Annotated in this window: 23 protein-coding genes and 1 tRNA gene; 9 read left to right on the top strand and 15 right to left on the bottom strand. The window is 52.8% G+C overall.

Features of this window, described 5'->3' with window-relative positions; translation table 11 throughout:
- Positions 1 to 123: 123 nt before the first annotated feature.
- Both J4E70_RS14335 and J4E70_RS14330 read left to right on the top strand, forming a co-directional pair.
- Positions 124 to 1,047, top strand: coding sequence for an MBL fold metallo-hydrolase (locus J4E70_RS14335; RefSeq protein WP_213890333.1), 924 nt, complete (start codon positions 124 to 126; stop codon positions 1,045 to 1,047).
- A gap of 9 nt (positions 1,048 to 1,056) precedes the next feature.
- Positions 1,057 to 2,010, top strand: coding sequence for an MBL fold metallo-hydrolase (locus tag J4E70_RS14330; protein WP_213890332.1), 954 nt, complete (start codon positions 1,057 to 1,059; stop codon positions 2,008 to 2,010).
- On the opposite strand, the gene J4E70_RS14325 is transcribed toward J4E70_RS14330, so the two are convergent.
- The 14 genes from J4E70_RS14325 to J4E70_RS14260 all read right to left on the bottom strand — a co-directional run bounded on the left by J4E70_RS14325 (position 2,011) and on the right by J4E70_RS14260 (position 14,801).
- Positions 2,011 to 3,099 carry a YeeE/YedE family protein gene (locus J4E70_RS14325; protein WP_213890331.1) on the bottom strand — a complete coding sequence of 363 codons (1,089 nt, stop codon included), beginning with the start codon at positions 3,097 to 3,099 and terminating at the stop codon, positions 2,011 to 2,013.
- A 3-nt stretch (positions 3,100 to 3,102) separates the two neighbouring features.
- Positions 3,103 to 4,326, bottom strand: a complete 1,224-nt coding sequence (gene hemA / locus J4E70_RS14320; RefSeq protein WP_213890330.1) for a 5-aminolevulinate synthase — start codon at positions 4,324 to 4,326, stop codon at positions 3,103 to 3,105.
- Between the two features lie 10 nt (positions 4,327 to 4,336).
- A complete protein-coding gene (locus J4E70_RS14315) occupies positions 4,337 to 4,768 on the bottom strand; it encodes a DUF302 domain-containing protein (protein ID WP_213890329.1) in 432 nt (143 codons plus the stop codon).
- 81 nt (positions 4,769 to 4,849) lie between these two features.
- On the bottom strand, positions 4,850 to 6,118 hold the full coding sequence (locus J4E70_RS14310; RefSeq protein ID WP_213890328.1) for an NAD(P)/FAD-dependent oxidoreductase: 1,269 nt from the start codon (positions 6,116 to 6,118) through the stop codon (positions 4,850 to 4,852).
- Positions 6,119 to 6,144: 26 nt separating this feature from the next.
- Complete coding sequence (locus J4E70_RS14305) at positions 6,145 to 6,846, bottom strand: c-type cytochrome (RefSeq protein ID WP_213890327.1); 702 nt, start codon at positions 6,844 to 6,846, stop codon at positions 6,145 to 6,147.
- A gap of 11 nt (positions 6,847 to 6,857) precedes the next feature.
- Positions 6,858 to 8,102, bottom strand: coding sequence for a c-type cytochrome (locus J4E70_RS14300; RefSeq protein WP_213890326.1), 1,245 nt, complete (start codon positions 8,100 to 8,102; stop codon positions 6,858 to 6,860).
- Positions 8,086 to 9,360, bottom strand: coding sequence for a sulfite dehydrogenase (soxC, locus tag J4E70_RS14295; RefSeq protein WP_213890325.1), 1,275 nt, complete (start codon positions 9,358 to 9,360; stop codon positions 8,086 to 8,088). Before soxC ends, J4E70_RS14300 begins: the two co-directional genes overlap by 17 nt.
- 48 nt (positions 9,361 to 9,408) lie before the next feature.
- Positions 9,409 to 11,103: a thiosulfohydrolase SoxB gene (soxB, locus tag J4E70_RS14290; protein ID WP_213890324.1), complete on the bottom strand. Its 1,695-nt coding sequence runs from the start codon at positions 11,101 to 11,103 to the stop codon at positions 9,409 to 9,411.
- A gap of 89 nt (positions 11,104 to 11,192) precedes the next feature.
- Positions 11,193 to 12,044, bottom strand: coding sequence for a sulfur oxidation c-type cytochrome SoxA (gene soxA, locus J4E70_RS14285; protein WP_213890323.1), 852 nt, complete (start codon positions 12,042 to 12,044; stop codon positions 11,193 to 11,195).
- A gap of 25 nt (positions 12,045 to 12,069) precedes the next feature.
- A complete protein-coding gene (gene soxZ, locus J4E70_RS14280) occupies positions 12,070 to 12,399 on the bottom strand; it encodes a thiosulfate oxidation carrier complex protein SoxZ (RefSeq protein ID WP_213890322.1) in 330 nt (109 codons plus the stop codon).
- A 17-nt stretch (positions 12,400 to 12,416) separates the two neighbouring features.
- A complete protein-coding gene (soxY, locus tag J4E70_RS14275; RefSeq protein WP_213890321.1) occupies positions 12,417 to 12,836 on the bottom strand; it encodes a thiosulfate oxidation carrier protein SoxY in 420 nt (139 codons plus the stop codon).
- 25 nt (positions 12,837 to 12,861) lie between these two features.
- Complete coding sequence (gene soxX / locus J4E70_RS14270) at positions 12,862 to 13,341, bottom strand: sulfur oxidation c-type cytochrome SoxX (RefSeq protein ID WP_213890320.1); 480 nt, start codon at positions 13,339 to 13,341, stop codon at positions 12,862 to 12,864.
- Between the two features lie 120 nt (positions 13,342 to 13,461).
- A complete protein-coding gene (locus J4E70_RS14265) occupies positions 13,462 to 14,040 on the bottom strand; it encodes a thioredoxin family protein (protein ID WP_213890319.1) in 579 nt (192 codons plus the stop codon).
- Positions 14,041 to 14,060: 20 nt separating this feature from the next.
- Positions 14,061 to 14,801: a cytochrome c biogenesis CcdA family protein gene (locus tag J4E70_RS14260; protein ID WP_213890424.1), complete on the bottom strand. Its 741-nt coding sequence runs from the start codon at positions 14,799 to 14,801 to the stop codon at positions 14,061 to 14,063.
- Between the two features lie 177 nt (positions 14,802 to 14,978).
- Here J4E70_RS14260 and J4E70_RS14255 point away from each other — a divergent pair, with 177 nt between their 5' ends.
- From J4E70_RS14255 to J4E70_RS14225, 7 genes are all read left to right on the top strand, one after another.
- Entirely contained in the window at positions 14,979 to 15,281 is a 303-nt protein-coding gene (locus tag J4E70_RS14255; protein ID WP_425516552.1) for a hypothetical protein, read from the top strand.
- A 115-nt stretch (positions 15,282 to 15,396) separates the two neighbouring features.
- Positions 15,397 to 15,732, top strand: coding sequence for an ArsR/SmtB family transcription factor (locus tag J4E70_RS14250; RefSeq protein ID WP_213890318.1), 336 nt, complete (start codon positions 15,397 to 15,399; stop codon positions 15,730 to 15,732).
- Positions 15,733 to 15,793: 61 nt separating this feature from the next.
- On the top strand, positions 15,794 to 16,849 hold the full coding sequence (locus tag J4E70_RS14245; protein ID WP_213890317.1) for a YeeE/YedE family protein: 1,056 nt from the start codon (positions 15,794 to 15,796) through the stop codon (positions 16,847 to 16,849).
- Between the two features lie 64 nt (positions 16,850 to 16,913).
- Positions 16,914 to 17,204: a ribbon-helix-helix domain-containing protein gene (locus tag J4E70_RS14240; RefSeq protein ID WP_213890316.1), complete on the top strand. Its 291-nt coding sequence runs from the start codon at positions 16,914 to 16,916 to the stop codon at positions 17,202 to 17,204.
- A 92-nt stretch (positions 17,205 to 17,296) separates the two neighbouring features.
- Complete coding sequence (locus J4E70_RS14235; protein ID WP_213890315.1) at positions 17,297 to 17,692, top strand: VOC family protein; 396 nt, start codon at positions 17,297 to 17,299, stop codon at positions 17,690 to 17,692.
- Positions 17,693 to 17,718: 26 nt separating this feature from the next.
- Positions 17,719 to 18,243, top strand: a complete 525-nt coding sequence (locus tag J4E70_RS14230; protein WP_377609279.1) for a Twin-arginine translocation pathway signal — start codon at positions 17,719 to 17,721, stop codon at positions 18,241 to 18,243.
- 14 nt (positions 18,244 to 18,257) lie between these two features.
- Positions 18,258 to 19,829, top strand: coding sequence for a GMC family oxidoreductase (locus J4E70_RS14225; protein ID WP_213890314.1), 1,572 nt, complete (start codon positions 18,258 to 18,260; stop codon positions 19,827 to 19,829).
- A 167-nt stretch (positions 19,830 to 19,996) separates the two neighbouring features.
- Here the strand turns inward: J4E70_RS14225 and J4E70_RS14220 are convergent.
- A tRNA-Met gene (locus J4E70_RS14220) sits at positions 19,997 to 20,073 on the bottom strand.
- Between the last annotated feature and the right edge of the window lie 42 nt (positions 20,074 to 20,115).

The following is a 20,115-nucleotide window of genomic DNA, read 5'->3' as shown; positions in this document are numbered from 1 at the left end:
TTATTAATGTGTCAGAGTCAAAACCTTTTTCGCTTAAAGCGTCAAGTTAAAGCACAGCTATTGATCGACTCTTAAAATTCATTCATATTCATATAATAGAATTTAATGGGATAGGGCGTGAAAATGAAAACCAGCAGACGGATGTTCTTGTCAAAGTCCCTCGCCACCCTATCCATTGCAGGTGCAAGCACCGCATTCGGGTCAAAGATCTGGGCGCAGACGTCTACACAGCTCGGCGCTTTTCAAATAGACACATTAAGTGACGGCAATCTTGTTTTGCCCGGTGATTTTGTGTTCGGCGCGATGCCTCAGTCCGAATTGGGCGACATTCTTTCCCGCCACAACATATCGCGTGAACAGGTCACGCCGGACTGCAACCTCACGCTGCTGCGTGACGGAGAACGGACAATCTTGTTCGACGCCGGTTCCGGCCCGGATTTCATGCAAACTGCTGGTAAAATTGGCGAGGCATTTGACGTTCTTGGCATCGATCCCGGCGAGGTTACGCATGTGGTTTTCACCCATGCACATCCCGATCATCTTTGGGGCGTTATGGACGATTTCGATGAGCTATATTTTTACAATGCGACGTATCTTATCGGACAGGCAGAATGGGTTTACTGGACAGACCCAAAGACCGTTGAAACAATTGGCGAAAACAGAACAACTTTTGCAATTGGAGCACAGCGGCGGCTTTTACAAATCGAAGACAACACTTCATTTTTCAAAGATGATGAGGAAATCTTGCCCGGTGTCGCCTCCAGAGCTTGTTTCGGCCATACACCCGGCCACATGGCGTTTGAACTGCGCAGCGGTGCTGAAAGCCTGATGGTCGTCGGTGACGCAATTGCCAACCATCATGTTGCCTTTGAACAACCCGGTTGGATATCCGGGTCTGATCAGGATGGCGAAATGGCGGCACAAGCGCGGATCTCGCTGCTTGATCAAATTTCTACAGCACAAATCCCAATGATTGGGTTTCACCTGCCATATCCCGGCATCGGGCGTGTTGAACGCGCCGGAAGCGGTTTTCGGTTTATTCCATAGGAGCATTTCATGAAATTCATCCTCGCGGCCGCTTTGATTGTTTGCTCAGTTCCCACATGGGCAAGCGAAGATATTGCAGACCAATATCCGGGCTCGCCACTCTATTCCAAGCCTGTCGAATTTATACCGGGTGTATTTTCCGCTATTGGCGCCACCGCCCCACCCAACTATGAAAACACCGGGCATAACAACAACCTCAGCTTCATTGTGACAGGCGAAGGTGTCGTGGTTGTTAACAGTGGCGCGGCCTATGTGCTCGCCAAAGCCTTGCACGACGAAATCAAAACTGTGACTGACCAACCGGTGGTGCTGGTTACAAACGAAAACGGACAGGGCCACGCGATGCTTGGTAATGGCTACTGGGCAGAGCAAGGCGTGCCTATCGTTGCACATGTCGATGCAGCACATGAATTTGAAGAAGATGGCACTCAAATTTTGGAATCGATGAAGCGTTACAATCAGGACAAAGCTGAAGGAACTTTTCTACAGGGTCCGACAATCACGTTTGAAGACGAATATATCGTCGAACTTGGGGCGTATCGCATTGAGGTCAGACATTTAGGCCCAGCGCATAGTGCGGGTGATGTTGTTGTCTGGTTGCCAAACCAAGATCTGGTGATTTCTGGTGACATGGCATTTCACGAGCGCATGTTACCCATTTTCCCGGACACGTTAACAGCAGACTGGCTGGAAACCTGGGATACGGAATTTGAAGCGCTAAAGGCAACTTATGTCATCCCCGGCCACGGCCACCCGACAAACATGGATCAGGTCCGAAGATACACAAAAGGCTATCTTGAGTATTTGCGCGCGAAGATCCGCGAGCATCTTGATGCAGGCGGCAGCCTGACAGACGCGTATTACGTGGACCAAACACCTTATGCGCACCTTGATACCTACGAAGAACTGGCAACAAAGAACGCCGGGCGCGTCTATGAGCAAATGGAGTTTGAAGACTTTTAGTCAGGCGGCAGAAGCGGCCCCAGTTACCGCCTGCGGTGCAACAGCCTGCATGATAAGTGTCGTTGACACCGCACCGACCCACATAAAAAACACGGCAATCCAAGCGGTCAGCGCCATGATCGCCCCCCCGGACAGGCCAGCACCAACAGCACAGCCACCGGCCAGCATACCGCCAAATCCCATAAACACCGCGCCAACCAGATATCGCTCCATCGGTGTGTCCGGGCCAAAACGCTGAAGCCGGAACTCTCCACTTAAAATCGCCATAACTGCGGCCCCCAGAAAAACACCCGGTACAAGGCCGATGCTGAAGCTTCCGGGCATGGACTTGTTATTCACAAGCCCCATCAAAGTATCCGCTGATGGACCCGTAAAGGTTACACTTGAAACCGGAACAACATCAAAAGAAGACAGCGAAATATCGTAGGTCAGCGCCCAGCCCAGCGCGACGGCACCGCCAACCAGTGCCGCGGCAACAAGGCGTGAAAGACCACACCTACGATAAAATGCTATCCCAATCGAAATACCGAGCAGTATGACAGCAAGCACCGTCACGGTGCCCTGCCCCAGCCCGGTAATATGGAGCAGGTCCCGGGCCTCGCCACCAGAAACCACCCAAAGACTGCCTAGCTTTTCACGCAGTGTGGCCAATACTCCGCTCAATGAGGCTTGCGCGACAAGTGTCAAAACCAAACCTGTCACAATCGCCCTGAGGTTCCCTGTTGCCGAAAGAACCAGAAGTCGGCCTACACATCCGCGCGCCAAAACCATTCCGATCCCGAAAAACGTGCCTCCGATGATCGCGCCTGACAGGCTGCCTGTCGCAGCCAATTGACGCGCTTGGCTCACATCAAGGATACCAAATGCGACAAGCCCCTGCGTGAGGGTCAGCGCCGCAAAGAAAGCGACTAGCCAAATCGCGGTTCGCGGCCCTAATTGCCTGGATGAAAATTCTGCAGTGGCCGCACGCAAACAAAACCTGCTGTGCTGTGCAGAGGCGCCAAAAACCACGCCAACAACAAGCCCCGCAGTGACCAGCAGGGCGCCTTCGCCGTAGCGTTCAATCAGGGCCTCGAATAGTGCGAGCATGGACTACTGTGCGGCCATCGGAAGACGGGCAAGCTGGCATTGCGCCCAAAGGTCGCCGAGCGCGGCAACCAAACGGTCTATGTCTTTTTCGCTGTGGACGGGCGACGGTGTGATGCGCAAACGCTCTGTACCCTTTGGCACAGTCGGATAGTTTATCGGCTGGATATAGATGCTATATTCGTCAAGCAGCACATCAGAAATATACTTACATTTAACCGGATCACCCACCATCACAGGAATGATGTGACTAGGGTTTAGTTCGTGTGGAATTCCGATTGAGTCAAGCCTCGCCCGAACTTGCGCTACGCGCTTTTTCTGCAAGTCGCGCTCTTCGCCACTTTGCTTCAGATGCCGAACAGAGGCCGCAGCACCAGCAGCAACTGCAGGCGGTAACGCCGTGGTAAAGATAAATCCGCTGGCGAAACTTCGCACAAAATCACAAAGCTGCGCAGAGGCCGCGATGTAACCGCCAACAACGCCAAATGCCTTGCCCAGTGTTCCCTCGATCACCGTCAACCGGTCCATCAAACCTTCACGCTCGGCAATCCCGCCGCCGCGTGGGCCGTAAAGGCCAACCGCGTGGACTTCATCAAGGTAGGTCATTGCGCCGTACCGGTCTGCAAGATCACAGATTTCAGCAATCGGGGCGATATCACCGTCCATTGAATAAACGCTTTCAAACGCAATTAGTTTGGGTTGACCTGCGGGAAGAGACGCGAGCTTTGACTCAAGATCAGCGAGGTCATTATGCTTCCAGATCAGCGTTTTTGCCCGGGAATGACGGATACCTTCGATCATCGATGCATGGTTCAACGCATCAGACAGCACAACACAGTCAGGTATCTTTGACGCAAGCGTCCCCAGTGCCGCCCAGTTTGAAACATATCCTGAGGTGAAAAGCAGTGCATCTTCTTTGCCATGCAGATCGGCCAGTTCCCGTTCCAGCAGCACGTGATTATGGGTGGTCCCCGATATGTTCCGTGTCCCACCGGCCCCGGCGCCTGATTTGTCGAGCGCATCGTGCATCGCGGATAAAACCGCCGGATGTTGACCCATCCCAAGGTAGTCATTGGAGCACCAGATCGTCACTTCGCGTGCACCGCCGCCAGTCCTGTTTGTTGCAGAGGGAAACGCGCCTTTGTGGCGTTCCAAATCTGCGAACACACGGTAGTTGCCTTCTTCGCGCAACCGGTTCAGTTCATCTGCAAAGTGCTTTTCGTAATCCATATTATCTCACTCACTCGCTCACCGCACTTTTTGCGATACTGTCCAGCAGGGCCTGAACTTCCTGCATCGGGCCATCGGGATATGTGCGATACCCAACAGTCACAGCCTCCCCTTGCTGAGCTACGAAAACACCATATGGGCAGTGGGCGATATTCATAGGATCGGCCTCCATCACCTTACGTGACAGAACTGCCGAGCAGAAAACGAAGATGTCCGCATTTTCGAAAATCACCTTGTCGCTTCCGACATCAGCGCCTGTTCTAATCAGCATCTCGCCCACGTGACTGACATAATCAATCACCAGTCCTTCACCGACGATAGCGCTTTCAACACCGAAAGCGGCGTCTTCGAAGGAACCGGCGAAATTATAGGTGACGGCCTCCTGTGCCATCGCCAAGCCTGCCATCGCACCAAACGCCAACGTTAACAGAGCAGTTTTCATAACTCTCTCTCCTTCTAATCAGCCAAAATAACCCGAAACAAAACGTCCGGCCTTGATATGCCTCAATTCATCCGTGTGTCGCTAGCCGAACATGTCGGCCGTGATTCCATCGTACCATCCGACGGATTCCCGATAGGTCGCGGCCCTGAGGTCAACGCTTTCGCCAGTTGCGGAGATAAACCCGTCAACTTTCGCAATCTTTTCTTCAGTAGCTTCGTAGGTAGCACCAACTTTGACGCCATTGTCAGTGTCGATCAGCGACCAACAGGTGTTGGAGTAACGGGCCGGAAACACGCTTGAGCCTGTGAGCGCACCACGCACAGAATTTGCGCAAACCTTCGCCTGGCTGTTCGCCGAGAACCCTGATTTCGGCATATCGCCCTGCGAGGTTGCATCCCCAAGCACATATACGTTTTCGTCCATCTTGGACGACATATCATTTGCATTTACCGGGGCCCAGTTTCCATCCGTGACCCCTGCCATTTCAGCGATGCGCCCAGCTTTCATCGCTGGGATTACGTTACAGGCATCAACACTTGTAACTTCGCCATCAATGCTTACGGTCATTGCGTGTGGGTCGACTTCAACATTGCCGCCACCAAAATCAGCGCCGATCCAGTCAATCATACCGCTGTAGTTGTCCGCCCAGCCTTCCTGAAACAGCGCCATCTTGGAAAATTTCTCCTTGGGATCGGCGACTATGATTTTTGCGGTCGGGTTGATGTCGCGCAGGCGGTGCGCAACCATCGACACGCGTTCGTATGGCCCGGGTGGGCAGCGGAACGGGTTGGGCGGGGCCACCATCGCGAAGGTGCCACCTTCGGGCATTGCTTCGATCTGGGCTTTCAGCAATTCGGTTTGCGAACCAGCCTTGTAGGCATGCGGCATTGCGTTCTGTGAGTTCAGATCCCACCCAGGTACGGCACCATCTACAAAATCAATACCTGGCGACAGGATAAGCTTGTCATAGGAAAGCGCCGAACCGCCAGCCAGCGTAACAGTCTTTGCATCCCGATCCACACTGATTGCCCAGTCATGAATAACGTTGACACCGTATTCAGAGGCAAGTGTTCCGTAGCTGTGTGCAATCGAGTCAATTTCGCGGAACCCGCCAATATAAAGGTTAGAAAAGAAGCAGGTGTAATAAGTGCGTGTGGGTTCAACGAGGGTAACGTCAATCTCGCCATTGCTGTCCTTGGCAATGTAACGCGCAGCAGTTGCGCCACCTGCGCCGCCACCAATCACCACAACTTTCGCGCGGCCATGCCCCGATCCAATCGCCATTGGTGCTGCAAGAAGAGCCGAAGCAGCAGCAGTGGTTCCAATAAACTTACGTCTGTTAAGTTTCATATCAATTCCCCCAAAAAACGGTGCCCCTATTGGTCGAGGCTTTTAAAATACGCGGCCAAGGCCGCAATCTCTTCGTTTGACAAGCGTCCTGCCATCATTTGCATGACGGGGTGCAGTCGCTTTGCGTTCTTGTAAGCGTGCAGTGCGATCACAAAATCTTCGACCGGCCAGTTTGTGATCGAAGGAATGCCATTATCATTCCCGCTGAGCAGGTGGCACGTCGTGCATTCGTTTGAGAGATACTCGCCATAAGCCGGATCACCGGAGATTGCTAAAATTTCAGGATCAAAATCATGATCCAAGCCTTTGGCTGTCGGTGCTGCTTCTGGAATATTCGCCGGGCTGGCCGAGAACAGGCGCAGATAGGCAAGCAGATCGTCGCGATCCTTCTGGTTTGCGATCCCCCTGAAACTCATCCGGGTTCCACTGACCAGATTTCTGGGGTTCTCGATAAACGTATCGAGAGACTCGTAGGTCCAGACCAACCCCCCGGTTGCGGTTCGCTCCATAGCGTTCGAATACCGAAAGCCCTCGGCCGCCCCCGCGCTACGATCGAAAACTCCGTTCAGACTTGGACCTATACGGTGCTCGGCACCTTCGCCAACCTGGTGACACCCAGCGCATTGCCGGAATAGAGCTTCACCGCGTTCGGCGTTTCCCCCGGCCTCTGCCGTGACCTGGCTCGCAAATCCCAGTGACAACAGAGTGGTAAGAAAAATCCGTCGCATTCTTCGATGCCCTATTCGCTCATGCTGCCGAGATAGGCGATGATCGCGGCAACATCGCCTTCATCGCGAAGACCTGCAAAAGACATTTTGGTGCCCGCAAGGAAGTCTCGCGGATTCGTCAAAAACTCTCCGAGACTTTCTTCAGACCAGACAAGACCGCCACCCCCGGCATCCTGCATAGCGCTGGAATAACGGAAACCTTCGACCGAGCCTACGGAACGGCCAATGATAGCATTCAAATGCGGGCCAACCCGGTTTGAAGCACCTTCGCCAACCTGATGGCAGGCGCGACATTTACGGAACACTGTTTCGCCTGCCGCAGCCAATTCCGGGTCTATCGCGTCGGTGGCATCCGTTGTCTCTTCGCTGGCTTCATCTACTGCTTGGGTGGTTTCTGCAGCTGCCATTTGCTCTGTCGTTTCTTCAGCAGCATTTTCTTGTGTTTCATCACTTTCAGCCGCCTCGGGCGTCACATCCAGAACGCGGGCACGCTTGACGATCTCCACCGTGTCTTTGCAATTTTCCATACAAGCTTCTTTGGAGAATTCACCTAGCTCTACCTCTGCCCGGTCATCCATGAAAAAGTTATCCTGATTAGGCATCGGCACTTCGGCAAATGTTTCCCTGTTCAGTACAAAGTCATCTTCAACCAGATAGTTAAGGTAAAGAACGTACGCGGTAAGCGCATAGACCTCGTCATCGGTAAGCGACTGTGCGTTGCCGAACGGCATTGCCCGGTGAATATAGTCAAAGATGGTCGACGCATAGGGCCAGTATGATCCGACAGTCTTAACAGGATCTTCGCCATCCAATGTCCCCTCACCCCCGGCCAGAACGGGCCACCGGCCAATGGCCTCGCCAAAATCGCCGTGGCACATCGCGCAGTTTTCAAGATATATCTCTTCGCCCATGAAAACATCGCCGCTACCTTCGGGCAAGCCAAGACCATCGGGGCGTACATCAATATCCCATGCAGCAACTTCTTCACTCAGGGCCTCACGACCAAGGCTAAATCCGCCTTCTGGTGACTGCAGCATCATTTCAACTTGTTCGATTTCAGCCATGGGTTCGGCGCTGACAGAAGCTTCTTCAGTACCCGTCGTGTCCTCGGTTGCGGCGTTTGCAGCGACAACAATACTGCCGCGCACTGGTGCCGGTATGTCCACGACAAACTGGTCGGCCAACATGTAAGCAGACCCCAAAACTCCAAGGGCACCCGCTCCGGCTGGTGCTAGAATCTTAAGAAATTTCGACATTTTCGGCGATCCCTTGTTCGTTTACATACCAGGTTTGGATACCGTTATTGTGGTAGATTGAGTTTTCGCCCCGAATCACGCGCAGCTGGTCCTTGGTTGGCTGGACATAGCCGGTTGAATCATGCGCCCGGCTTTGCAAAAGCAGCGGGCTGCCGTCCCAGTCAAATTCGAAATAGAACCGGTGCATCGACATCGGCAGCGACGGCCCGGATATGCGGGCCTGATGCCAGTTCTTTCCTCCGTCCAGCGTCACATCCACACGTGGAACTGTACCCCTGCCAGACCAGGCCACACCGGTCAGAACTGTATGGCCCTTACCGTGATTCAAAGGCGCTTGAGGTGATGGGTTGGTGATGACCGATTTCGCGTCCATCTCCCAAGTAAAACGACGCGCGCTACCGTTTTCCAGCAAGTCAGTATATTTTGAGGTTTCCTCGCGGTGATGCCATGGCATGTCGCCGACTTCGATGCGGCGCAGCCATTTGATCCACATGTTGCCTTCCCAACCGGGAACAACCAGTCGCATCGGATATCCCTGTTCGGGACGCAGCGCTTCACCGTTCATTTTGAACGCGACAAGACAGTCATCCATCGCTTTTTCAATCGGCACTGATCGCGTCATGGCAGAGGCGTCGGCGCCTTCCGGCATCACCCATTTGCCGTTGGTCTTCACACCGGCTTCTTCAAGGATCAGGCGTAGCGGCACACCAGTATACATCACGTTATGGATCATACCGTGCGTGAATTGGCAGCCGTTAAGCTGCGCACCGCGCCACTCCATCCCGGTGTTGGCTGCGCATTCAAGGAAATAAACGTGGTTTTCCCGTGGAAACCGCATCAGATCCTGCAGGGTGAAAACCAATGGTTTATCTACAAGCCCATTGATCATCAGGCGGTGCTTGGCAGGATCAACCTCTGCGACACCTGCATGGTGGCGTTCAAAACACAACCCATTCGGCGTAAGGATACCATCCAGTTCGTGCAGAGGCGTGAAGTTGATGGAGGACACTGTATCTGCGGTCAGCCATTCTACGTTCTTGCGTTGAACGTGCGCCTCAAATTCGGATGGCACCCCATACGGGCTTACGTCAACACCGTCGCCCAGATTCTGGTTCCACGGCTGGAGTTCCGTTATCGCAGTGTCAGGTGCCGCCTGTGCCAGACCAGCCCCTGTAACTGCCCCACCTGCTGCTAGTGCGCCTTTGAGGAATGATCGGCGTGATGGTTTCGAACCCTTGAATATTTTGACCATCGTCATTGTCCTCTCTTTTCTTCTTTTTAGCTGGGGCTCGCACCCCGCTAATACTCACGCCCCAACGACTTCCACACTGTCGTTGGGTTCGATCGAAACTGTGCCCTGTTTGCGAATATGGCTTTCGACAACGTCCCAGATCGTGGGTCCTTCGGTACCTTCGTTCACGCTGGCCCAGCCAGCGACCACATAGGTTTTGGCGGGGTCGATCTGTTCACCGGACTTCAACAGAGTCATCTCGGTGATCCGCTCGCCTTGTGGTTTGTTGATATCGATCCGGTATCCCATACCGCCTACACGCACCATATCGCCGCCTTGCTGATAGTATGGATCCGGGTTGAACAAATTGTCTGCGACATCTTCCAGAATTGTGTGAATGAATTCACCCGTCATTTCCGTGCGGTAGGCTTCGGGGTAACTCATCGCGGTTGCGTTGAAGATGTCTTCGCGTGTTATGTCCTGCCCGGGTAGCAAAGACGCTCCCCACCTGAAGCCAGGTGAGAAGGCAATGTCGGCCTCGCGCTCAGAAATCAGCGCATTGCAGATCAGGTCATCCCACGTTCCATTGAAATTCCCACGACGATAGAGAAGGCTGTCTGTCGATCCAATAACCTCCTCCAACTCATCCTTGTAAGGCGCACGGTGGCTGTCAACCAATGCTGACATCTCAGGGTCTTTTGCAATGACATCCGAGAAAATCGGTATCAGCTTGTGATTGACTGACTGCAAGCCGCCATCCCGTACATCGAGGTCCAGTCTGCTTACAAATTTTCCGTGACTACCACTAGCAATCAGATGGGTTTTGCCGACCAGAACAGGTTCAGGCAATGCGTCATGCGTGTGCCCTGTCAAAATGATGTCGATGCCTTCAACGTCAGCGGCAAGTTTGCGGTCAACGTCAAACCCGTTGTGCGACAGAAGCACGACAAGCTCGGCCCCCTTGCCACGCACTTCAGCAACCATTTCAGCCATGTTGTCCTGCCGGATGCCAAAACTCAGATCGGGGAACATCCAGCCTGGATTAGCAATTGGCATGTAAGGAAAGGCCTGACCGATCACTGCGATCGGCACACCGCCACGTTCAAACATTTTATATGGCTCAAACGCGCGCTCATCCCACATCGTGTCAAAGATGTTGGCACCCAGGAACGGATGGTTCAGTTCATTCTCGACAATCTCCATCACCCGGTCGATGCCAAGGGTGAATTCCCAGTGCGAGGTCATCGCATCTGTGCCCAACAAATTGAAGGTCTCGACCATATCACGACCGTTGGTTCTGAGCGCAGTCAAGCTGCCTTGCCAGGTATCTCCCCCATCAAGCACCAGCGCGTCGGGACGATCTGTGCGGATAGATTTGACGACTGTCGCGATCCGGTCCATTCCACCCATGCGTCCGTAGCCCTTAGCCAGCGCGGTGAAATCGTCATAAGTCAATGCATAATCAAGCGCTGACCCCTGCCCCAATCCGTAAAGTTCACGAAAATCAGCACCAGTGACATGCGGCGGTTTTCCGATCACACCACCTACGCCAAGATTAATCTCAGGCTCGCGGAAATAAATCGGTTTCAACTGTGCGTGGATGTCAGTGATGTGTACAAGGGTTACGTTGCCGGTCGTATTGAACCCAAGAAGATCTTCCTGTGTCAGCGCCTGCTGCGCCGCCAGTCGTGACCAATTCCCAAAACCGGATGCGCCATAAATTGCTGAGGCAGCGAGGCCCGCTTGCAAGAAATGTCGGCGAGAGATCATGTGAATACCTTTCGTAAAATACGCATGCGTTAAATTGAATGTTTAACCTTACAAAAACCCCGCACCGATCACGCGGCGCGGGTTGAAAACTAGTTACGAACAGATGGTCCTTCGACCGAAAGGCCATTGCCACGTGAGGCAACATAAAGCTCCAGTGCTATGAACTCTGGTGATCCGGGCGAATATGTTTGTGCACGCGTATCACGTACACAGCCCTTGAACCTCGAATGCACAGCATTCAGCTTGGCGTTTTTCAGGCGGTAGACCGGAAAGCCATTGATCTGACCCTGCGATAGGTGATCTGCGCGGATCATGTTGCCATAGTTGTCTTCATGGCAATTCGCGCAGCTTAGCTCCAGTTGGCCTGTGCGCGTGTAATAAAGATCACGCCCCATTTCCCATGTGGATTGTGCAGGCCCGTCAATTGCAACGTTGACTGCCATCCCCCGCGAGACTGACGCCAGCAGTGCAGTCATATTGACCATCGTCCCGCCAGTGTATTTCCAGGGTTCTCCACCCATCCGCTCGGTCACACACTCGTTGATTTGCATCTCAAGCGACTGAACCTCGCCATGCTCTTCATCCCATTTAGGATAAACAGCGCGAACACCAGCAAGTGCTTCGGGGCTGTCATGACACGAGGCACAGGATTCCCCGCCCGATCCGCTTTCACTGGCAAATACTTCACGCGCATCATCAACCCAGATCATGCCCGGATTTTCGAAGTCGTCTAATTGCAGGGCTTGCGTTTCGCTTGATCGGAAAAGCCAGCCAGACATAACCTCGCTCATGTTTTCCATATGATCAGGCGCAGGTGCGCGAATGGTCATGTCGATTTCACCATTCACGACCAGATTTGCGTTTTCGTCCGCCAAAGCAGACGCAGCCACAAACGACAGCGCCGATACTGCGGCTACTCCCTTAAGAGCCAATGCTTTCATTGATCTTCCTCCCAGTCGCGTCATCTTATTCTACGGCGATTTCTTTTTGTTCTTCGTAGACGGACCCATCATCGTCATACCAGGTGAACTGGAATGTGCCGCTTTCAGAGATCGTTGCCTGAAACTCAAAAAATGGGTTACGCGAGATTGCTGGCTCAAGCGTCACATCAATGACATTCTGACCGTTAAAATCGCAGGTAAAGCGGTTGATGATCGATCTAGGAATGACATTTCCATCGCCATCTTTACGCTGACCAGATTCCATATTGTGGCTGATCAAGGTTTTGATCGTAATCGTTTCTCCTGCCGCGACGGTTGCTGGAACACGTACGCGAGGCCTAACATTTTCTGCCATGTCTCAATCCCTTCCTGTCAGCCGCCGCAGCCGCCGATTGTGACTTTCACCTCTTGCGAGGCCTGCACGAAGCTTCCGTCAGCCATTTTTGCAACAGCAACCACATCTTGCGTACCAGCCAGACGAATTCTGGTTGAGGCGACGTGAGATCCGGCAAGCGGACCAAAGTTGAAGGTTGCCACACCCGGGTTCGGGTTGCCTGCTGCAAGGATGATGATGGATACCGCGCCTGGCGCATCGACTTCGATCGGAACAGTATTGCCATTCTCCGCAATCTCGGGTGCGGTGAGGGTTATACCGCCTGTTCCGGGCTCGACCCCGCCAGTGAATTCGGCGATCTGGTCCTCAGTCGCAGCGGCAAATACCGGCATTGGCAATGCTGCAACAACAGCGCCGCCGATGGCCATCAATAGTGTGTCTCTACGTGTTAAATTCATGATTGCTCCTTAAACAATGTCGTGCTCATTCTTCTTTGAGCGTGAGCAGATATGCGACAACATCTTCGATCTGTTGAGCGCTGAGCAATGGCTCCAGCTCTCCTTCGGCGGCCTTACCGGTAAAACCGTTGCCGGGCCTGATAAAGCCATCGGTTTTGTAAAACGCCGGCATCATGGTGTCTGGGAATGTCATCTTCGCATTTGCAACAATGCCGCGAAGCTCTTCTGCAGACCAACGACCAGCAACTCCGTCAAGTGAAGGGCCGATATCGCCGTGAAACGGGAAGTCTGAAAGTTCGCTGACCTCGTGACAGGCTATGCAATTGCCGAGCCCGCGCGTTCTCATAATCGTCTTACCACTTTCCGGGTCTCCTGCCGCTCCGGAGAGTGTATTGGCGATAGCACCCTGATCGTCGAAAGAAACATCAGACGGTGCTGTTGTTCCCGCCATCACGACCGTCGAAGCAGCGATAAGCCCGACTGCGAATAATATGGTTCGCTTCATGTGTCCTCCCTAAGACTTGAAAACTTTTCTTTTTGTCTTTCGGGTTAAACGTAGCGCACTGCTTTGTGTCGACGCAACAATAAATTCAAATAATCGAATTTATTGTTGCGTTCTGCCTGTTTAGTCTGTGCTTCCATCGTTTCGTTCACGAATCCGCCGGGCGTGATAGCGCTGAAAATCCTCGTCATCCACTGACTCGTACCGTTTTTCATTGACCCATGTGAACAAGTCTAGGGTGGTCCCTGCACCGAAAGCACCTGGCATCATTGCGACAGATGCCTGCTGTGCTGATTGACCATCTTCCACCGTTTCAGCCAAGAATAAAATGGTTGGCGTAAAGAGAATTCCCCATTTTCTGGCCATATCTTTTTCCGAAAGCGTTTCGCCATCGAAATCCGTCACACCAAGATCACCATGTAAGTTCAGTTGAACAACAAAGTAATTCTCTTCAATATAGCTGGCGATTTCGGGTTGCGGAAAAACCTCTTCATGCATTGAGGTGCAGTAGACGCAGCCGCGTTGTTCAAAAAACAATGCAAGACGCAGACCTTCTGCATTTGCCTCAGCCAAATCCTCGTTCAGGTCTTTAAACGTATCCCGCATCCACGCAGTTTTGTGCAGACCATCATCACCAAGTTCCACAGCCCAGGAAGATGACGCAAGAAACGCTGCTGCCAGGAAGGTAAGAAAAATTCTCATGGTCGTTTCTCCTTTTCAGATTACCCAATGCGACTAAAAACAGGAAAGGTATCGAGCATCCATTGAGCTATGTAATTGATTGAATTTGTTGCGATCAGAAGCCCGAACAGTATCAGTAACAGGCCCATCAGTTTTTCAACCAGACCCAAATGGCGCCTAAAACGGGCCATCCAGCGCATGAAAGGTGCAATGAACATTGCCGCAATCACAAACGGCAATGTCATCCCTGCACCATAAGCGAACAACAACCCGGCCCCGCGCCCAGCAGTTTCTGCGCCCGCTGCGGTAAACAGGATTGTCGCCAAAACCGGACCCACACAGGGCGTCCACCCAAAAGCAAAGGCAAGCCCAATAACATAGGCCCCTAAAAAACTGAGGTTCGATGTATCCCCTGCATCCGCCCTGAATTGCCGGTAAAGAAACCCAATTCGCAACACACCAAGGAAATGCAAACCCATGACGATGATCAATGCGGCAGCCATCCAGCGAAGGACGTCAAACCATTCACGAACCAACTGGCCAAAAACAGTCGCCGTTACCCCCATGGCCATAAAGACCGTAATCACTCCGAAAGAAAAAAGGAGCGCGGACAAAACCGCGCGCCGACGGACGGAAACCGAAATAACCGCGTCTGCGGAGATTTGGTTCATACCAACTCCGGCCAGGTAGCTGAGATAGAACGGTACGATCGGCAAAACACAGGGGGAAAGAAACGATAGGAGCCCCGCTATTATAGCGCCGGTATAGGTGATATCGAACATGTGCTGACCCAGTTCTTGATTCATTCAAATATTCAAATTATGTTGTTTGTTGTCTGGTCGTCAAATGATCTGATGCATTCGAGTGGTTCAACGATGTCTTGTTTCTTAAAATCTCTAGTGCTGACTTTCAGCTTTCTAAGTATGTTTTCAACGGCCTGGGCCGGAACTAATTTGATTATGGTTGAAGAACAGGGATGCCTATGGTGTATACGCTGGAACGAAGAAATTGCACCGATTTATCCGAAAACCGAAGAAGGCGCGCACGCTCCGCTACGGCGTATCGATCTTCATGACCCGCAACCGTCTGATCTCACGTTCAAGCTTCCGGTCCGTTTCACACCAACTTTTATCCTGATGGATAACGGCATAGAAGTTGGGCGCATCGAAGGCTATCCGGGAGAAGATTTCTTTTGGGGTCTTCTCGGAGTTCTTTTTCAAAGGATACCCATCAGGGGAGCAACTACAAACATCGCAGGTTAAGAGGCAAAGGACTTGCACAAACTTGTGAGCAATGAAACGAGTACCGCATTTGACGCGACCCTTAAAACAAGGGTATTTGCGAACAATCGGATAAAACGACCTCGGGAAGAAAAAGATGGCGCTGCCAGTATTTGATGAAACCTTATCCAAAGACGATATGAGCTTGATGCACGAAAATGCGACCCGAGCGTCGAATTTTCTAAAGGCACTTGGCCACGAGGGCCGCCTGATGATCCTTTGCTACCTCGCAACCGGCGAAAAATCGGTTACCGAACTTGAAAGATTTCTATCCGCACGCCAGGCAGCCGTATCACAGCAGCTTTCCCGTTTGCGCCACGAAGGACTCGTAAGCCCACGCCGCGACGGGAAGACAATTTACTACAGCTTGACAGATGACCGTTCGCGCCAAATCATGGAAGTTGTCTATGATTTGTTTTGCAAGTCCGAATGAATAGTAACCGCTGATCGGTTGCTATGACCTTCCGGTTTTGACCTGAGGAGGAGGTCAAACGATGCAGGAAATTATGAGTGACGCAATGCTTGTCGCTATAGTTGGGCTGCTTGGCGGTGTCGCCTTGGGGCTCGCTGCGCGCCTTGGACGGTTTTGCACGTTAGGTGCGATCGAGGACCTGCTCTATGGCGGGGACGATCTGCGAATTCGCATGTGGCTCGTCGCGCTTGGTGTAGCAATATTTGGCACCTTTTCTCTTTCGGGTCTCGGATTACTTGAGACACAACAGGCTTTTTACCTGTCTCAGACCTGGAGCCCACTTGCCAGTATCATTGGTGGTTTGGTTTTCGGGTACGGCATGGCGCTTGCAGGCAATTGCGGTTTCGGTGAGCTCGCGCGTCTGGGTGGCGGGGACATGCGGTCTTTTGTGATTGTACTGGTCATGGGGCTGGCATCTTACGTCATGCTGTCCGGTCCGCTTGCCAAGCTGCGCATAACAATTTTTCCGTCCGAACCCGTGGTTGGAACCCCGCCCGGTTTCGCGCATTCTCTGGCATCGCAAACAGGGCTGTCGGCTATCCCGATCGGCCTTTGCATCGGTCTTCTCGTTCTTATTCTTGCGCTTATGTCCCCAAATATACGCCGTTCAAAAGAGGCCTTGTTCTGGAGCGTTGTCGTCGGCCTGGCGATCGTCAGCGGCTGGGCGGGCACGCAATGGGTCGCGCGCCACGGCTTTGACGTGGTTCCCATCGTATCGCATACGTTCTCTGCCCCAATCGGTGAAACAATGCTCTACGCCATGACCTCCAGCGGAAGTTCCGTCAGCTTCGGTACTAGCTCTGTGTTTGGGGTATTGTTGGGCTCATTTATCGGCAGTCTGATCAAAGGCCATTTCAGGTGGGAAGCATGTGAAGATCCGCGGGAATTGCGCAGGCAAATTCTCGGAGCCTGCATGATGGGGTTTGGCGCGGTTGTTGCTATGGGGTGCAGCATTGGCCAGGGGTTGTCAGCGTTTTCACTATTGGCATTCAGCGCGCCCGTCACGCTCGCAGCAATCGTTATTGGTGCCGCATTCGGGTTGCGCCAGCTCATCGCGGGATTTGAGCCAAAAATCTAAAAACTTGCTAATTTGTGGATTCACATCAAAATTAGAATTCTAATGACTGTTTGGGAGGCAAGTCATGTGTCAGATTTTTGCCGGACAAGACCCTAAAGATTATCAGCCCGAAACGCGGCGTCTGCGCCTGAACGGGCAGAGCACAAGCATCCGCCTGGAAAAATCTTTTTGGGAAATCGTTGACGGAATAGCGCAGAACGAGGGGCTCACAACACCTGCTTTTGTGTCCAAGCTCCATTCCGAAGTCCTTGAGCTTAGAGGAGAAGCTCCTAATTTCACCTCATTGCTTCGCTGTGCCTGCCTGATACGGCAGCACCATCTGTCGTCAGCACCAGAATCGATCGCTGCTGAATAAATTTCAGGTGTAGTACCTCGTTACTACCAAGGCCCTAAATTGGTTCGCTACCCTTACCAGATCACGCAGTTGTTCGGGTTAGGGAGGTGCCAATGGCAAAAGCAATCCACGCAATGATTCGCGTCCTGGAGGAAGATCGCTCGGTCTCTTTCTATGAAAATGCCTTTGGGCTTACGTCTGCTGAGCGGATGGATTTTGACGATTTCACGCTCGTCTATCTCAGCAACCCCGAAGCCAGCTTTGAGCTGGAACTCACAATCAACAAAGCAAGAACTGAACCTTACGACCTTGGCGATGGCTACGGTCACATAGCGTTCTGTGTTGAAGATCTGGATGCTGAGCACACGCGCTTCAACGATGCAGGTTATGCGCCACGCAAGATCGTAGAATTTAACAAAGACGGCAGTTTGCTGGCGCGGTTCTTCTTTGTGCAGGATCCGGACGGCTACCAAATCGAAGTGCTGCAAAGGCACGGACGCTATCACTGACTCAAACTAAAGATAGGGAGGACTCCATGACTATGGGATCAAAAAAACTAACACTGACCCGAAGGGACCTACTTTCGCACAGTGTGGCAGCAGGTGCTGCTTTTGTCGTAGGTTCCGGCTATGTGGCGAGCACATCAGCCGCCTGGGCTATGGAGGTTGAACACCTTCAACCAGAAACAATGGCAACCCTGATCCAGATGGCACGCGACATCTACCCACATGATCACGTGGCTGACGAATTCTATGCAGCGGCGGTCAAAGGCTATGACAACGCAGATAGTGCAGAAACCGTCGAATCCGGCATCGCCGCGTTGAACGCCGCTGCTGTTGGGATGGGTTTCGCCAGTTACGTCGATACCGGTTGGGAGCGTGATCGCGTCGACATTTTGCGCGGCATGGAAGACAGCGGCTTTTTCCAAACCGTACGCGGCGGTCTTGTAACCGGGCTCTACAATCAAAAAGCCGTTTGGCCGTTGTTTGGTTATGAGGGCGAAAGCTTTAGCAAAGGCGGTTACATCGACCGTGGCTTTGACGACATCAACTGGATCTGAGGGAGGACGTAACAATGGCTGCACCATATGACATGAACGACGACAGCGTTGTCGTCATAATCGGAACCGGCGCTGGCGGCGGTGTTCTGGCAAACGAGCTTGCGCAAAAAGGCGTGAACGTTGTCGCGCTTGAGGCCGGAGGGCGATATCTGCCCGAAGATTACATAAACGACGAGTGGGAAAGTTTTGGCCAGTTAGCCTGGCTCGACGCCCGCACCACATCAGGTGACTGGCGCGTTGCCAATGATTTTTCGGGCCTGCCCGCATGGATCGTGAAAGCGGTCGGCGGCACAACAACCCACTGGGCTGGCGCTTCGCTGCGCTTTCAGGACCATGAATGGAAAGCGAAAACCAACTACGGTGACGTACAGGGCGCAAACCTTCTGGACTGGCCGATAGATGGCGCGGAAATGGCGCCTTATTATGAAAAGGCAGAAACCAAGCTGGGCGTCACCCGTACTGGTGACCGGGCTGGATTGCCGGGCAACAACAACTTCAAGGTTTTTGAAGCTGGAGCGAAAGCCCTTGGCTACAAAGAGGTGCATACTGGCCGCATGGCAATCAATTCGGCAGACTACGATGACCGAATGGCGTGCCAACAAACAGGCTTTTGCTTTCAGGGCTGTAAATGGGGGGCAAAATGGTCTGCCGCCTACACCGACATCCCAAGGGGGGAAGCCACCGGCAACCTTGAAGTACGAGAACGCGCACATGTTCTGAAGATCGAACATGATGACTCCGGAAAGATTACCGGCGTTCTTTACGCGGATGCGGACGGCAACCAGCAGATGCAAAAGGCGCGCATTGTCTGCGTGGCTGGGAATTCAATCGAAAGTCCGCGCTTGCTACTGAATTCTGCGTCCAGCATGTTCCCCGACGGCCTGGCAAACAGTTCCGGTCAGGTTGGACGCAACTATTTGCGACACATGACCGGATCGGTCTACGCGGTGTTCGACAAACCCGTAAAAATGTGGCGTGGAACGACCATGGCAGGCATCATTCAGGACGAATCCCGCCACGATCCGTCCCGCGGTTTTGTTGGTGGGTATGAACTTGAAACCTTGGGGTTGGGTTTGCCCTTTATGGCCGCATTCCTTGATCCCGGTGCATGGGGTCGCGAATTTACGACCGCGTTGGACGGCTATGAAAACATGGCTGGCATGTGGATCGTGGGCGAAGACATGCCACAGGAAACAAACCGCATCACGCTGAACCACAAGGTAAAAGACCAGTTCGGCCTGCCAGCACCAAATGTGCATTTTGATGATCATCCCAACGACATTGCCATGCGCAACCATGCCTATAAGCAAGGTGCGGCGGTCTATGACGCGGTTGGCGCAACGCGTGTCTTCCCGACACCACCCTACCCGTCAACGCATAACCTTGGCACAAACAGAATGTCGGAGAATCCAAGAGATGGCGTCGTGAACAAACACGGTCAGACTCACGATATCGCTAACCTGTTCATCTCGGACGGCAGCCAGTTCACGACCGGTGCGGCTGAAAACCCAACTCTGACGATTGTGGCGCTTGCTATTCGGCAAGCCGATCATATCGCCAGTGAAATGAACAAGGGTAACCTTTAATCGCGAAACGAAAAACCTACCCTGGGCTGCCCAGCCGTCCGGGGTAACATCCTAGCTAAGACAAGGGCTTTTTCACCTGCCTCGCCGCGTGCTTCCGCGGCGATTTTGCCAACGCAAAAGGCCACCCAAGGACGGTCGCTAAATTACTGTTATATAATGATAAATTTTGGTTGCGGGAGTAGGATTTGAACCTACGACCTTCAGGTTATGAGCCTGACGAGCTACCGGGCTGCTCCATCCCGCGACAGTTTTTTCCGGCCCATTGCCTTTTTTTTATTTTTGGCAT

Source organism: Pseudohalocynthiibacter aestuariivivens, from assembly GCF_018457175.1.
Taxonomy (GTDB): Bacteria; Pseudomonadota; Alphaproteobacteria; order Rhodobacterales; family Rhodobacteraceae; genus Pseudohalocynthiibacter; species Pseudohalocynthiibacter aestuariivivens.
This window is presented reverse-complemented; position numbering and strand designations above follow the sequence as displayed.

What these genes read in the sequence shown, in the direction of transcription:
- J4E70_RS14265 (WP_213890319.1), bottom strand. Translation starts at nt 14,040, where the DNA reads ATGAGAATTTTTCTTACCTTCCTGGCAGCAGCGTTTCTTGCGTCATCT.
- J4E70_RS14260 (WP_213890424.1), bottom strand. Translation starts at nt 14,801, where the DNA reads ATGTTCGATATCACCTATACCGGCGCTATAATAGCGGGGCTCCTATCG.
- J4E70_RS14230 (WP_377609279.1), top strand. Translation starts at nt 17,719, where the DNA reads ATGACTATGGGATCAAAAAAACTAACACTGACCCGAAGGGACCTACTT.
- J4E70_RS14315 (WP_213890329.1), bottom strand. Translation starts at nt 4,768, where the DNA reads ATGAAAACTGCTCTGTTAACGTTGGCGTTTGGTGCGATGGCAGGCTTG.
- J4E70_RS14335 (WP_213890333.1), top strand. Translation starts at nt 124, where the DNA reads ATGAAAACCAGCAGACGGATGTTCTTGTCAAAGTCCCTCGCCACCCTA.
- J4E70_RS14240 (WP_213890316.1), top strand. Translation starts at nt 16,914, where the DNA reads ATGTGTCAGATTTTTGCCGGACAAGACCCTAAAGATTATCAGCCCGAA.
- soxB (WP_213890324.1), bottom strand. Translation starts at nt 11,103, where the DNA reads ATGATCTCTCGCCGACATTTCTTGCAAGCGGGCCTCGCTGCCTCAGCA.
- soxY (WP_213890321.1), bottom strand. Translation starts at nt 12,836, where the DNA reads ATGAATTTAACACGTAGAGACACACTATTGATGGCCATCGGCGGCGCT.
- soxC (WP_213890325.1), bottom strand. Translation starts at nt 9,360, where the DNA reads ATGACGATGGTCAAAATATTCAAGGGTTCGAAACCATCACGCCGATCA.
- J4E70_RS14330 (WP_213890332.1), top strand. Translation starts at nt 1,057, where the DNA reads ATGAAATTCATCCTCGCGGCCGCTTTGATTGTTTGCTCAGTTCCCACA.
- soxZ (WP_213890322.1), bottom strand. Translation starts at nt 12,399, where the DNA reads ATGGCAGAAAATGTTAGGCCTCGCGTACGTGTTCCAGCAACCGTCGCG.
- soxX (WP_213890320.1), bottom strand. Translation starts at nt 13,341, where the DNA reads ATGAAGCGAACCATATTATTCGCAGTCGGGCTTATCGCTGCTTCGACG.
- J4E70_RS14250 (WP_213890318.1), top strand. Translation starts at nt 15,397, where the DNA reads ATGGCGCTGCCAGTATTTGATGAAACCTTATCCAAAGACGATATGAGC.
- J4E70_RS14305 (WP_213890327.1), bottom strand. Translation starts at nt 6,846, where the DNA reads ATGCGACGGATTTTTCTTACCACTCTGTTGTCACTGGGATTTGCGAGC.
- soxA (WP_213890323.1), bottom strand. Translation starts at nt 12,044, where the DNA reads ATGAAAGCATTGGCTCTTAAGGGAGTAGCCGCAGTATCGGCGCTGTCG.
- J4E70_RS14235 (WP_213890315.1), top strand. Translation starts at nt 17,297, where the DNA reads ATGGCAAAAGCAATCCACGCAATGATTCGCGTCCTGGAGGAAGATCGC.
- J4E70_RS14300 (WP_213890326.1), bottom strand. Translation starts at nt 8,102, where the DNA reads ATGTCGAAATTTCTTAAGATTCTAGCACCAGCCGGAGCGGGTGCCCTT.
- hemA (WP_213890330.1), bottom strand. Translation starts at nt 4,326, where the DNA reads ATGGATTACGAAAAGCACTTTGCAGATGAACTGAACCGGTTGCGCGAA.
- J4E70_RS14310 (WP_213890328.1), bottom strand. Translation starts at nt 6,118, where the DNA reads ATGAAACTTAACAGACGTAAGTTTATTGGAACCACTGCTGCTGCTTCG.
- J4E70_RS14245 (WP_213890317.1), top strand. Translation starts at nt 15,794, where the DNA reads ATGCAGGAAATTATGAGTGACGCAATGCTTGTCGCTATAGTTGGGCTG.
- J4E70_RS14255 (WP_425516552.1), top strand. Translation starts at nt 14,979, where the DNA reads ATGGTTGAAGAACAGGGATGCCTATGGTGTATACGCTGGAACGAAGAA.
- J4E70_RS14325 (WP_213890331.1), bottom strand. Translation starts at nt 3,099, where the DNA reads ATGCTCGCACTATTCGAGGCCCTGATTGAACGCTACGGCGAAGGCGCC.
- J4E70_RS14225 (WP_213890314.1), top strand. Translation starts at nt 18,258, where the DNA reads ATGGCTGCACCATATGACATGAACGACGACAGCGTTGTCGTCATAATC.